General features: G+C 68.7%; 14 protein-coding genes. 10 read left to right on the forward strand and 4 right to left on the reverse strand.

Features of this window, described 5'->3' with window-relative positions:
• The 10 genes from ada to VNS22_RS25970 all read left to right on the forward strand — a co-directional run.
• Positions 1–927 (forward strand): bifunctional DNA-binding transcriptional regulator/O6-methylguanine-DNA methyltransferase Ada (gene ada, locus VNS22_RS25925; RefSeq protein WP_325737705.1); only part of this gene is annotated, 927 nt, incomplete at its 5' end.
• Positions 924–1,616 carry a 2OG-Fe(II) oxygenase gene (locus VNS22_RS25930; RefSeq protein WP_325737707.1) on the forward strand — a complete coding sequence of 231 codons (693 nt, stop codon included), beginning with the start codon at positions 924–926 and terminating at the stop codon, positions 1,614–1,616. The genes ada and VNS22_RS25930, both read left to right, overlap by 4 nt.
• A gap of 65 nt (positions 1,617–1,681) precedes the next feature.
• On the forward strand, positions 1,682–2,140 hold the full coding sequence (locus VNS22_RS25935) for a carboxymuconolactone decarboxylase family protein (RefSeq protein WP_325737708.1): 459 nt from the start codon (positions 1,682–1,684) through the stop codon (positions 2,138–2,140).
• A gap of 114 nt (positions 2,141–2,254) precedes the next feature.
• On the forward strand, positions 2,255–3,511 hold the full coding sequence (locus VNS22_RS25940; protein ID WP_325737710.1) for an aminopeptidase: 1,257 nt from the start codon (positions 2,255–2,257) through the stop codon (positions 3,509–3,511).
• Positions 3,512–3,560: 49 nt separating this feature from the next.
• On the forward strand, positions 3,561–4,460 hold the full coding sequence (locus VNS22_RS25945) for an NAD-dependent epimerase/dehydratase family protein (protein WP_325737712.1): 900 nt from the start codon (positions 3,561–3,563) through the stop codon (positions 4,458–4,460).
• A gap of 96 nt (positions 4,461–4,556) precedes the next feature.
• Positions 4,557–5,882, forward strand: coding sequence for an ABC transporter substrate-binding protein (locus VNS22_RS25950; RefSeq protein WP_325737714.1), 1,326 nt, complete (start codon positions 4,557–4,559; stop codon positions 5,880–5,882).
• Positions 5,883–5,920: 38 nt separating this feature from the next.
• Positions 5,921–6,877 carry a 2-hydroxyacid dehydrogenase gene (locus tag VNS22_RS25955; protein ID WP_325737716.1) on the forward strand — a complete coding sequence of 319 codons (957 nt, stop codon included), beginning with the start codon at positions 5,921–5,923 and terminating at the stop codon, positions 6,875–6,877.
• 30 nt (positions 6,878–6,907) lie between these two features.
• Entirely contained in the window at positions 6,908–7,591 is a 684-nt protein-coding gene (locus VNS22_RS25960; protein ID WP_325737718.1) for a GntR family transcriptional regulator, read from the forward strand.
• A 16-nt stretch (positions 7,592–7,607) separates the two neighbouring features.
• Positions 7,608–8,801: an enolase C-terminal domain-like protein gene (locus VNS22_RS25965; RefSeq protein ID WP_325737720.1), complete on the forward strand. Its 1,194-nt coding sequence runs from the start codon at positions 7,608–7,610 to the stop codon at positions 8,799–8,801.
• A complete protein-coding gene (locus tag VNS22_RS25970) occupies positions 8,794–9,624 on the forward strand; it encodes an HpcH/HpaI aldolase family protein (RefSeq protein WP_325737722.1) in 831 nt (276 codons plus the stop codon). The genes VNS22_RS25965 and VNS22_RS25970 overlap by 8 nt, the downstream gene beginning before the upstream one ends.
• Here VNS22_RS25970 and VNS22_RS25975 read toward each other — a convergent pair.
• The 4 genes from VNS22_RS25975 to VNS22_RS25990 are packed head-to-tail and all read right to left on the reverse strand — an operon-like array spanning position 9,621 to position 12,971.
• Positions 9,621–10,643 carry a branched-chain amino acid ABC transporter permease gene (locus tag VNS22_RS25975; protein WP_325737723.1) on the reverse strand — a complete coding sequence of 341 codons (1,023 nt, stop codon included), beginning with the start codon at positions 10,641–10,643 and terminating at the stop codon, positions 9,621–9,623. The two genes, VNS22_RS25970 and VNS22_RS25975, sit on opposite strands and share 4 nt — an antisense overlap.
• The gene (locus VNS22_RS25980; RefSeq protein WP_325737725.1) at positions 10,640–11,515 is read right to left on the reverse strand and encodes a branched-chain amino acid ABC transporter permease; all 876 of its coding nucleotides are present in this window, start codon (positions 11,513–11,515) and stop codon (positions 10,640–10,642) included. Before VNS22_RS25980 ends, VNS22_RS25975 begins: the two co-directional genes overlap by 4 nt.
• A gap of 8 nt (positions 11,516–11,523) precedes the next feature.
• Positions 11,524–12,237 carry an ABC transporter ATP-binding protein gene (locus VNS22_RS25985; RefSeq protein WP_325737726.1) on the reverse strand — a complete coding sequence of 238 codons (714 nt, stop codon included), beginning with the start codon at positions 12,235–12,237 and terminating at the stop codon, positions 11,524–11,526.
• Entirely contained in the window at positions 12,234–12,971 is a 738-nt protein-coding gene (locus VNS22_RS25990; RefSeq protein ID WP_325737728.1) for an ABC transporter ATP-binding protein, read from the reverse strand. The genes VNS22_RS25985 and VNS22_RS25990 overlap by 4 nt, the downstream gene beginning before the upstream one ends.

A 12,971-nucleotide genomic window follows, 5' to 3' on the forward strand; every position in this document is an offset into this window, starting at 1 on the left:
CGGCCGGCCAGGCGCGAGAATGTCAGCTTCCATGACAGCCCGGCCGAGGCGGAGCAGGCGGGCTTTAGGCCCTGCAAGCGCTGCCGGCCGGACCTGGAGCCGCAGGATCGCCGTCAGGCCCAGGCGGTGGCCAAGGCCTGCCGGCTGATCGAGACGGCCGAGGAGCTGCCGGACCTGGCCCATCTGGCCGATGCCGTGGGCCTCAGCCGGTTCCACTTTCACCGGCTGTTCAAGGAGCGGACCGGGCTCACCCCCAGGGCCTATGCCGCGGCGGAGCGGGCGCGGCGGGTGCGGGCGGAACTCGGCCGCAGCGAGACGGTGACCGCCGCCATCTACGATGCCGGGTTCAACTCCAACGGGCGTTTCTACGCGGAGGCCGGCAAGGTGCTGGGCATGCGTCCGACCGAGCTGCGCCGGGGCGGGCAGGGGCGGCGGATCCAGTTCGCCGTGACCGGGTGCAGCCTGGGCAGCCTGCTGGTGGCGGCCAGCGAGACGGGGATCTGCGCGATCCTGCTGGGCGACGATCCGGCCGAGCTGGAGCGCGACCTGGCCCTGCGCTTCCCCAAGGCGGAACTGGCTGCCGGCGACGAGCGGTTCGAGGAATGGGTCGCCTCGGTGGTGCGCTTCGTCGAGGCGCCGAAACTGGGGCTCGACCTGCCGCTCGACGTCCAGGGCACCGCTTTCCAGGAGCGGGTCTGGCGGGCGCTGCGGGAGATCCCGCCTGGTGCCACGGCGAGCTATGCCGAGATCGCCGAGCGGATCGGCGCGCCCAAGGCAGTGCGCGCGGTGGCCCTGGCCTGTGCCGCCAACCGGCTGGCGGTGGCGGTGCCGTGCCACCGGGTGGTGCGCAGCGACGGCGACCTCTCCGGCTATCGCTGGGGCGTGGCGCGCAAGCGGCAGCTGCTCGAGCGGGAGGCAAAGGGTTGAGCGCCTCTCCCGATGCCGGGGCGGTCCTGGCGGAGCTGGATGCGCGTGGCGCCGCCATCCTGCCGGGCCTGCTCGATGCGGCGACCTGCCAGGAGCTGGCGGATGGCTATGACGACGCCAGCACCTTTCGCAGCCGGATCGTGATGAGCCGCCACGGGTTCGGCCAGGGCGAGTACCAGTATTTCGCGTACCCTTTGCCGCACGTGGTCCAGGAGCTGCGTGGCCGGCTCTATCCGGTGCTGGCCACGGTCGCCAACCACTGGGCGGAGCTGATGGGGCGGCCAGAGCGCTATCCTGCCGACCTGCCAGCCTTCCTCGCCCGGTGCCACGAGGCTGGCCAGACCCGGCCGACCCCGCTTCTGCTCCGCTATGGGCCAAGCGACTACAACTGCCTGCACCAGGACGTGTATGGCCCCCATGTCTTCCCCTTGCAGGTCGCCTGCCTCCTGTCCGAGCCCGGTCGGGACTTTTCCGGCGGCGAGTTCGTGCTCACCGAGCAGCGCCCACGCATGCAGTCGCGGGTCCTGGTGGCGCCGCTCGGCCAGGGCGACGCGGTGGTCTTCCCGGTGCGCGACCGCCCGGTCCGGGGCACGCGCAGCCTGTATCGTGCTACCATGCGCCATGGGGTGAGCCCGCTGCGCAGCGGGCGGCGGCACACGCTGGGGATCATCTTCCACGACGCGGCGTGAGCCCGTGTCACATCCGCCGGGGCCACCTCGTCTCTGGAGCATCAGCGATGCCAGAAGAGGTCGTCATGGAAGCCAGACTGAACCCCTACCAGGTTGCGCCGAAGACGATGCAGCCGATGATCGAGATGGCCGAGAAGCTGGCGGCCGACGGGCTGGAGCCCGGCCTGCACGAGCTGGTGAAGATCCGCGCCTCGCAGATCAACGGCTGTGCCTTCTGCCTGCACATGCATACCAGCGACGCGCGCAAGCACGGCGAGCGGGAGGAACGGATCTACCTGCTGAGCGCCTGGCGCGAATCGCGCATGTTCACGCCCAGGGAGCGGGCAGCGCTGGCCTGGACGGAGGCGCTGACCCTGATCACCCAGGGCCATGCGCCGGACGAGGTCTATGCGGAGGTGGCACAGGCGTTCACGCCGGAGGAGATCGTCAAGCTGACGCTGGCGATCACCACGATCAACGCCTGGAACCGGGTGGCGATCGGGTTCCGCTCGGTCCATCCGCACGACCGCCCCGCCGCGCGCTGAGGCAGGGCCGGGCAGGCGCTCCCGCCCGGCTGCGGGCTGCACCCGCACTGGCTAACCTCCGGCCCAGCCGATATGGCTTCGGGCCGGAGCCGTTGGCCGAAGAGGAGCGATACCATGTCTGATCTGTCCCTTGCCGCGCCGGCAGGCGTGGATCCGAACATGCTCGACCGGCTGGGCGAGGTGGCGGTCAAGGTCGGGCTGCGGCTGGCCGAGGGCCAGGACCTGGTGATGACCGCACCGATCGCCGCCCTGCCGCTGGTGCGGCGGATCACCGAGCATGCCTACAAGGCCGGGGCGGGGCTGGTGACCACCTTCTATGCCGACGAGGAAACGGCGCTGGCACGCTATCGCCATGGCGCCGACGCCAGCTTCGACCGGGCGAGCGGCTGGCTCTACGAGGGCATGGCCAAGGCGTTCGCCGGCAATGCCGCGAGGCTCGCGATCGCCGGCGACAACCCGATGCTGCTGGCCGACCAGGACCCGGCCAAGGTGGCGCGGGCCAACCGGGCTAACTCCACGGCCTACAAGCCGGCACTGGAGAAGATCGTCGGCTTCGACATCAACTGGACGATCGTGTCCTACCCGAACCCGTCCTGGGCGAAAGTGGTGTTCCCGGACCTGCCGGAGGACGTGGCGGTGGCCAGGCTGGCGGATGCGATCTTCGCCGCGTCCCGCGTCGACCAGGCGGACCCTGTGGCGGCCTGGCGCGAGCACAATGCCCGCCTCCATGCACGCCGCGACTGGCTGAACGAGCATCACTTCGCCGCGCTGCATTTCTTCGGGCCCGGCACCGACCTCACGGTGGGCCTGGGCGATGGCCATTTCTGGCAGGGGGGTGCTTCCACCGCCAAGAACGGCATCGAATGCAACCCGAACATCCCGAGCGAGGAGGTGTTCACCACGCCGCACGCGGCCAGGGTCGATGGCGTCGTGCGCAGCACCAAGCCGCTCTCGCACCAGGGCACGCTGATCCAGGACATCGAGGTCCGCTTCGAGGGTGGACGGGCAGTGTCGGTGCGCGCGGCCAGGGGCGAGGAGGTGCTGACCAAGGTGATGGATACGGACGAGGGGGCGCGCCGGCTGGGCGAGGTCGCCCTGGTGCCGAACTCCTCGCCGATCTCGCAGAGCGGGCTGCTGTTCTACAACACCCTGTTCGACGAGAATGCCGCCTCGCACATCGCGCTCGGCCAGTGCTATGCCAAGTGCTTCATCGATGGCGGCAAGCTCACGCCCGAGGAAGTGGCGGCGCGTGGTGGCAACCAGAGCCTGATCCATATCGACTGGATGATCGGCTCGGGCGAGATCGACATCGACGGGATCCGGGCCGATGGCGGGCGGGTGCCGGTGATGCGCCGGGGCGAGTGGGCCTGAGCAGACAGGACGGTATCCGGCGCAGGATCAGGGCAGCGAAAGGCAGAGCATGGACATCTTCGTCACCGGCGCTTCGGGCTATATCGGCGGCTCGGTCGCCGAGCGGCTGAAGGCGGCGGGCCACCATATCATCGGCCTGGTCCGCAGCGACGCCAAGGCCGAGCAGCTGCGTGCGCGCGGCATGGAGGCGGTGGTCGGTACGCTGGACGATGCCCGGCTCCTGGCCGAGCAGGCGAAGCGTGCGGATGCGGTGGTGAATGCCGCCAATTCCGACCATCGCACCGCCGTCGAGATGCTGATCCGGTCGCTGGCCGGGTCGAACAAGCCGTTCCTGCACACCAGCGGCTCCAGCATCGCCGCCAATGACGCGCGGGGCGAGCCGGACGAGCGGATCTACCGGCGGCTGGAGGAGGTCACGCCCGAGCCGGAGAAGGCGGCGCGGGTGCGGGTCGACCAGCGGGTGCGCGAGGCTGCCGATGTCGGCGTGCGCTCGGTGGTCCTGTGCAACACGCTGATCTACGGCCATGGGCTGGGCCTGCAGCGCGACAGCGTGCAGATCCCGGCCCTGGTGCGCCAGGCGCAGCGCAGCGGGATCGCGCGCCATGTCGGCCGCGGCCTGAACCGCTGGGCCAATGTCCATGTCGAGGACATGGCCGACCTCTACCTCCTGGCGCTGGAGCAGGCGAAGCCCGGGTCGTTCTATTTCGTCGAGAATGGCGAGGCGTCGTTCCAGGAGCTGGTCCAGGCGATCGCCGATGCGCTGGGCCTGGGCGAGGCGCAGAGCTGGCCGGCCGAGGAGGCGATCGCCGAGTGGGGCTTCGAGAAGGCGATGTTCGCGCTCGCCTCCAACAGCCGAGTGCGTTCGGACCTGGCGCGGACCGAACTCGGCTGGCAGCCGCGGCACGATTCGGTGGTCGACTGGGTGCGCCGGGAGCTGCGGCAAGGCTGACGCCACCGATCTTTCCGGGGGCGGTTGCGACAGTCGTGCCATGCTAGTATGGCAGGATGGTACGCGACAGAGATCGCCAATCTGGGAGGTTCGGTCATGGGTGGTTCGACCCGACGCTCGGTGATGCGCGCAGGCTTGGGGCTGATGGCCGGTGCGGCCTTTTCCCGGGCTGCGTTCGCCCAGATCCAGGCCGCGGACGTGCCGGTGCCGGACTGGCCGGTGGAGGAGGGCGCCTCCCTGCGCGTGCTGCGGCCGGCCAAGTTCGTGCCGGGCGACGAGACCCAGTGGCTGGAGAACACCAAGAAGTTCTCCGAAGAGTTCGGCGTCGAGGTCCGGGTCGACAGCGAGAGCTGGGAGGACTTGCGGCCCAAGACCGCGGTCGCGGCCAATGTCGGCACCGGGCCCGACATCGCGCTGGCCTGGCAGGAGGACCCGCAGCTCTTCGCCGACAAGCTCGTCCCGCTGAACGATCTCGCCGACTATCTCGGCAAGAAGTATGGCGGCTGGTTCCCGGTCTGCTCGTTCTACGGCAAGCGCGGCGACGACTGGATCGCGATTCCGGTGGGCGGCAACGGCGCTGCCATGGTGTATCGCAAGTCCTGGGTGAAGGAGGCCGGGTTCGACGAGTTCCCGAAGGACTTCCCGGGCTTCCTCAAGCTCTGCCAGGAGTTGCAGAAGATCGGCCACCCGGCGGGCTTCGCCTTCGGTGCGGTGGGTGATGGCGGTTGGACCGACACGATGCTGTGGGGCTACGACAGCTCGCTGGTCGACGAGAACGACCAGGTGGTGATCGACAACCCCAAGACCATCGAATCGCTGAACTACGTCAACGAGCTGGCCAAGACCTTCATCCCGGGCACGATCTCCTGGCTCGACCCGTCGAACAACAAGGCGTTCCTGGCCGGCGAGATCGGGCTCACCTCGAACGGCATCTCGGTCTACTATGCCGCCAAGAACGCGGACGACCCGGCGATGCGGGCGATCGCCGACGATATCGGCCATGCCGACTATCCGGTGGGTCCGGTGGGCAAGCCCACCCAGGGGGCGCTGGTCATCAACGGCGTGATCTTCAAGTACAGCAAGTATCCGAACGCGGCCAAGCAGTACCTGCGCTTCATGATGGAGCAGGAGCAGTACGTGCCCTGGCAGGAGGCGAGCGTCGGCTACTGGACCCATCCGCTCCAGGCCTACGACGCCACGCCGATCTGGAACGCCGATCCGCTCTACACGCCGTTCCGCGACATCATGCGCAATGCCCTGCCGCAGAGCTACAAGGGCAGTCCGGGCGAGGCGGCTTCGGCGGCGCGGGCAGACGGGATCGTCCTGCAGATGTACTCTACCGTGGTGGCCGGCCAGGCCACGCCCGAGGAGGCGGCGGCCGAGGCGCAGCGCCGGGCGGAGCGGATCTACCGCCGGGCCTGACGCCCGGCCTTACTTGAGCAAGTGGAACGGAAGCGCAGATGAGCGACGGGCAGGCGGGCAAGGTCGAGATCGCGGCGGTGGGTGCGCAGCGGCCGGAAGTCATGGAGGCGCTGGAGCGGCACTTCATCGTGCACCGCGTCTATGAGGCGGCCGACCCGCTCGCCCTGCTGCGCGAGGTCGGGGCCGGGGTCCGTGGCGTGGCCAGCCACGGCATGGCCGGCCTGTCCCGGGCGCAGATCGAGCTGATGCCCAATCTCGAGATCTGCGCCATCAACGGCGTGGGTCTCGAGACCACCGACCTGCCCGCCTGCCGGGAGCGCAACATCACGGTCTGCACCGCACCCGTGCTGTTCGACGACGTGGCCGATCTCGCCGTGGCGCTGGCGCTGGCCGCCTGCCGCAAGATCGCGATGGGTGACCGGTTCGTCCGGGAAGGTTCCTGGCAGGGCGGGGCGCGGCTCTCGCTCGGCCGCAAGCTCACCGGGATGCGCGTGGGCATTCTGGGCCTCGGCCGGATCGGCCGCGAGGTCGCCCACCGCCTGGCCGCGTTCAAGACCAGCATCAGCTATTACGATCCGGTGCGGCAGGACGTGCCCTACCAGTATGTCGACAGCGCCGTGGCGCTGGCGAAGGAGTCCGACCTGCTGGTGCTGTGCGCGGCCGGCGGGCCCAAGGGCAGCCCGCCGCTCGTGCCCAAGGAGGTCATCGAGGCGCTGGGCCCGCGCGGCATCTTCGTCAACATCGCGCGTGGCTGGCTGGTGGACGAGCCGGCCCTGGTCGAGGCACTGGTCAACGGCCGGCTGGGGGCGGCGGGGCTGGACGTGTTCCACGACGAGCCGACCGTGCCGGAAGCCCTGCTGCGCCTGGACAACGTGGTGCTGACCCCGCACGTGGCCAGCAGCACCGAGGAGACCATGGGGGCGATGGGCGAGTGCGTGGTCGGCAACCTGGTCGACTGGTTCGCCGGCAAGGGTGCGCGCACCCCGATCGGCTGAGCGGCCATGCGCCTGCCCCGGATCCAACCGATGGAAGCCAGGACGATGCGGATCGTCCGGCCGCGCTCGCTGGCGACCCTGGTCACCGACCAGATCCGTGATCTGATCGTGATGGGCCAGCTGGGCCCAGGCGAGCAGCTGTCGGAGAGCATGCTCGCCGAGAAGCTCGGCACCAGCCGCACGCCGGTGCGCGAGGCCTTCGTCAAGCTGGAGGCGGAGGGGCTGGTCGAGGTCCGGCCACAGCGCGGCACGTTCGTGACGGTGTTCGACCAGAAGGACGTCCAGCAGACCTGCGAACTGCGCGCCATCCTGGAATTGGGTGCCCTGCAGATCGGCTCGGCGAAAGACCGGGCCGGCCTGTGCCGGGCGCTGCGGGACAATGTCGACCAGGCGGGCGCGGCGCTGGGCGGGCCGGCCGACGACTATCATCCGTTCGACACGGCGTTCCACGAGCTGATCATCGGCTCGGGCGGCAATGACCAGCTGATCGAGGCCTATGCCCGGATCTCCGGCCGGGTCCGGCGGCTGCGCTGCCATTTCATCCGCACGCCCGAGCAGATCCAGGGTTCGCAGCGCGACCATCTGGCGGTGGTCGAGCATCTGGAGGCCGGCCGGGACGCCGAGGCGCTGGCGGAGCTGCGCCACCATGTCCACCTGGCGCACCGCGCCTTCCAGGAGGCGCTCGACCGCCAGGGGCTGGACTCCGGGTCATGATCAGGAAGAGGCAGGCATGAAGATCACGCGGCTCAAGGTCCGCAAGGTCACCGGGACCATGAAGGTGGACGGCGCCTTCTGGGAGGAGCGGCTGGTCCGGCCGATCGACGTGTACGAGGAGCACCGCATCTCGCCCTGGAACGAGGGCGGCGAGCAGGTGGCGCCCGACAAGTTCCGGATGACCCAGCACTTCCTGGAGGTGCACACGGACGACGGCGTGGTCGGCACGGCCGGACCGATCTGGCCGGATGCCGCCTGGCTGGCAATCACCCAGCTTCAGCCGATGGTGGTCGGCCGCGACCCGCTGGCGATCGAGCTCCTGTTCGACCAGATGCACCGCCGCCTCGTCCATGGCCGCCAGGGTGCGGCGATGATCGCGGTCTCGGCGGTCGAGTGCGCGCTCTGGGACCTGAAGGGCAAGGCGTTCGGCCAGCCGGTCTGGCGGATCCTGGGCGGCCCCACCCGGGAGGAAGTGCCGGCCTACTGCTCCATGCTGGGCTATGCCGTGCTCGACCTGGGGCTGGTGCGCGAGCGCGCCATCGAGTTCAAGGAGAAGGGTTTTCAGGCCCAGAAATGGTTCTTCCGCCATGGGCCGATGAGCGGCCACGAGGGCATGAAGGCCAATGTCGCCCTGGTCCGCACCCTGCGCGAGACGCTGGGCGAGGACTACGACATCATGCTCGACTGCTGGCAGAGCATGAATCTCGACTATGCCGTCGACCTCTGCTCCCGGATCGAGGAGTACCGGCCGCGCTGGATCGAGGAATGCTTCATGCCGGACCGGATCGACAGCCATGTGAAGCTGAAGGCCAAGACCAGGATCCCGCTGTCCGGTGCCGAGCACGAATACACGCGCTGGGGCTTCAAGCGCTTCATCGAGAAGGACGCGCTCGATATCATCCAGCCGGACATCTACTGGTGCGGCGGCCTGTCCGAGACGCTCAAGATCGCGGCCTACGCCACCGTCCACGACCTGATCACCATCCCGCACGGGCACTCGACCCCGATCGGCATCCACTTCTCGGTGACCCAGTCGCCGATCCACACGCCGTACCAGGAGTACCTGTGGAAGTGGAACCTGGTGAACATGTTCTTCCTGAAGGACCCGCTCTGGCCAGTGGACGGGATGATCCGTCTGCCGCATGCCTCGGGCGTCAACATGGAGCTCGATCCGGAGAAGATCGAGCATGAGGAGGAGTTGCGTGGCTGAATCGTCTGGACTGGAGCCCGGTGCCGGCACGGCGCCCGAAGGCATGCTGTCCCGCGCGCTGGCGCTGAAGGAGAAATTGCGGAACGGCGGCACGGTGATCGGCGCCTGGCTGACCATCGCCGATCCCAGCGTCACCGAGATCATGGGCAAGGTCGGCTTCGACTATCTGATGGTCGACAGCGAGCACTCGCCGTTCGACCTGCAGGTCCTGCAGACCATGCTGATGGCGCTGAACGGCAGCCCGACCGTGCCGATGATCCGGGTGGCCTGGAACGACCATGTCCGGATCAAGCAGCTGCTCGACATGGGCTGGGAAGGCATCCTGGCGCCGATGGTGAAGACGGTGGAGGACTGCCGGGAGCTGGTGGCGGCCTGCAAGTATCCGCCGGAAGGCCGGCGCGGCTTCGGGCCCAAGCGCGCGTCGAACTATTATCGCGACATCGACGCCTATGTGGCCAAGGCCAACGACGCGATCTTCGTGATGCCGCAGATCGAGCATATCGAGACGGTGGGCGTGCTCGACGAGTTCCTGGCGGTGCCGGGGATCGACGCGGTGGCGATTGGGCCGAACGACCTGTCCGGTACCGCCGGCCTGCTGCGCAACCTGAGCCACCCGACGGTGAAGACCGCGCACGACACGATCGTTTCCAAGACCAAGGCCAAGGGGCTGCCGGTCTGCCTGGGCGTCAACACGCCGGCAGCACAGAACAAGGAGTGGGTCGAGAAGGGGGTCCGCTTCCTGATGGTGACCTCGGACATCGAGCTCCTCGCGGGCGGCGGGTCCGCGGCCCTGCGGGCCACCCGCGAGGCGATCGGCGGCTAGGTCGTTTCGGCCGGGCGGGCAGCCGGTGCTGTCCGCCGCAGCCTTCCGGCCGTGGCCGCCCAGCCGGCGCGGATCAGGCCGGCCAGGCCGGTGGGGTAGGCCAGCATCACGACGATGATCAAAAGGGCGGTGATGATCGGCCGCCAGGCGCCGAAATCCGCCATCAGCTCGGCGAAGACCGTCAGCACGAACGAGGCGATGATCGCGCCATAGATCGTGCTGGTCCCGCCCAGCAGCACCATCGACAGGATGATGGTGGCCAGGCTCATGCCGAACACGTCGATCGAGGCGTTGCGCTGGTAGGCGGCATAGAAGGCGCCGGCCATGCCGGTGAAGAAGGCGCTGGCGGCCAGCGTGATCATGCGCTGGCGGACCAGCGAGATGCCGCGGGCGATCGCGTACTCCTCGTTGTCGCGCAGCGCCACGATGCCGGCCCCGATCCGCGAGCGCACGAACACGCGCAGGAACACGGTGCTGGCGGCGAGCAGGCCGAGTGCCAGGAAGAAGTAGGCGAACTTGCCGTCCCGGACCATGTTGTGGTCGAACCAGTAGAGGCCCGGGATGCGCACCATGCCCTGGGTGCCCCCGGTATAGTCGGACTGGCTGAGGATCACCTGCATGACCAGCTGGGCGAAGCCGAAGGTCACCAGGATGATGTAGATGCCCTTCAGCCGCAGGATCGGGATGGTCACCAGGATCGCGGCGGCGGTGGCGAGGATGCCGCTGGCCACCAGCGCCAGCCAGGGGTCCAGGCCCATGAGCTTGGTGAGCAGGCCGTAGGCGTAGACGCCGATGCCGAACAGGGCGAGATGGCCGAAGTTGAACACCCCGCCATAGCCCAGGCTCAGGTCCCAGTTGGACGCGACCACGGCGTAGATGAACACCATGATCAGCACGTGGCGGCTGTAGGCGTCGTTGAACAGGAAGGGCAGCAGCGCCAGGACGGCGAAGCCCAGCACCATGCCGACCGCCTCCTCCTTCCAGGAGGCACGGCCGGGCGTGCCGATCGGGCGGGTCATGCGAGGCTCCGGCTGCTGCGGGCGAACATGCCTTCGGGGCGGACCATCAGGGTCAGGATCAGGACGGCGAACAGGAGGGCCGGGGTCCAGTATAGGCCGAAATAATAGTTCGACGCCGCCTCGAAGAAGCCGATCAGGTAGGCGGCGAAGATCGGCCCGGAGATGCTGGAGATCCCGCCGAACACCACCACGATGAGCGCCTTCAGCAGCGGGTCGGCACCCATGACCGGCGACATGAAGCGGTAGCCGCCCAGAAAGATCCCGGCCAGCGCCGCGAGTGCCGCGGCGATCGCGAAGGCCAGGCCGTAGAGCGCGGTGACGTTCAGGCCGACCAGCAGGCTGGCATCCTCGTTCTGCGCCACGGCGCGCAGGGCCAGTCCCAGCCGGGTGCGGTTCAGGAACAGCCACAAGGCCGCCAGGATGACCGGCGTGATCACGATGATCGCGATCTGGTGCATGGAGACGCCGACCCCGCCGATCGTGGTGTTGCCCTCCAGCAGCGGCGGGATCTGCTTGGAGCGCGGGCCCCACAGCTCCAGCACGCCGTTCTCGATCAGCGAGGCGGCCGCCAGCGTGGTGATCACCACCACCAGCACGATGTTGGGCCGGCCGATCAGCGGGCGGACCACGCTCGCCTGGAGCAGCCAGCCGATCCCCGCCATCGCGACCACGGCCAGCGGCAGGACGACGGGCAGCGGCAGGCCGATGTCCACGAACTGCCAGGCGAGATAGGCGCCCAGCATCATGAATACGCCGTGGCTGAAGTTGAACACGCCGATCGTGGTCCAGACCAGTGCCAGCCCGACCGCCATCATGGCGTAGAGCGAGCCCTGGAACAGGCCGCCGAACAGGATCTCGGCAGAAGCGCCCATGTCCGTTCCTAGTGCCCGAAATACATCGACATGATCTCCGCATGATCCATGGTCTGGCCCGGCCGGATCTCGGTCGCGACCTCGCCATGGTTGACCAGGTACAGGTGCTGGCTGAGCTCCAGCAGGAACTCGACGTCCTGCTCGACCACGATCAGAGGCACGCCGCCCTTCGAGATCGCCAGCACCGCCGCGCACAGCTCGTCCTTGATCTTGGGGGCGAGGCCCAGCGTCGGCTCGTCCAGGATCAGGAGGCGGGGGTGGCTCATCAGGGCGGTGCCGATCGACACCATCTGCCGCTCGCCGCCCGAGAGCGTGCGCACCCGCTGGCGCCAGCGCTCGCGCAGCTTGGGGAAGATCGAGAGGACCTTCTCGCGGTTCGCCTCCTCGTGCGGGCGGGCATGCGCCGAGTAGGCGCCGAGCGCCAGGCAGTCCGCGATGGTGAGGTCGGGGAACAGCCGGTTGCCCTGCGGCACGTGGATCAGGCCGCGGGCCACGATCGCGCGGGGGCTCAGGCCGGTGATCGGCTCGCCGTCGAAGCGGATCGTGCCGCTGTTCGGGCGCAACAGGCCGGAGATCGCGCGGAGCAGGGTGGTCTTGCCGTGGCCGTTCGGGCCGAACAGGCCGACATTGCCGAATTCGCCGGCTGCCATGCTCAGCCGGTGCAGCACCGTGACCTGGCCGTAGCCGGCGGTGAGGTCGGAGACTTCGAGCAGCGCACTCACAGGTCCGGCCTCCGCGAGCCCAGATAGGCCTCGACCACCCTGGGATCGGCGATGACCTCCTGCGGCACGCCGCGGGCCAGGATCTGGCCGTTGTTCAGCACCATGAGGTGCTGGGACAGGCTCATCAGGAAGGTCAGCACGTGCTCGATCAGGACGATGGTGATGCCGCGGGCGGCGATCTTGCGGATCAGGCCGATCGAGGTCTCGACCTCGGGCTTGGTCAGGCTGGAGGCCGGCTCGTCCAGCAGCAGGATCTTCGGCCGCATGGCGATGGCGGTGGCGAGCATCAGGCATTTGCGGTCGAACACCGAGAGCTCGCCGGCCAGACGACCGAAGTCCGCCCGGCCGATGCCGATGAAGTCCAGCGCCTCGGCGGCACGCAGCTCGGCCTCGGCGCCGGCTTTCACCGCGCCGCCATAGGTAGCGCCGATCAGCGCGTTCTCGAACACGGTGAGCCCGTCGAAGCTGGTCTCCCGCTGGAAGGTGCGGGAAAGCCCGAGCCTGGCGATGGCATTGCCGGAGCGGCCCTGGATCTCCTGGCCGTCCAGCCGCACCCGGCCCCGGTCGGGGCCGAACGGGATGCCGGTGATGATGTTGAACAGCGTGCTCTTGCCGCTGCCGTTCGGGCCGGCGATGCCGAAGATCTCGCCGGCCTGCACCTCGAACGACACGTTGTCGACGGCCTTCAGCGAGCCGAAGGCCTTCGATACACCCTCGATTTCCAGAAGCGCCAT

The organism is Geminicoccus sp. (assembly GCF_035556675.1).
Classification (GTDB): Bacteria; Pseudomonadota; Alphaproteobacteria; order Geminicoccales; family Geminicoccaceae; genus Geminicoccus.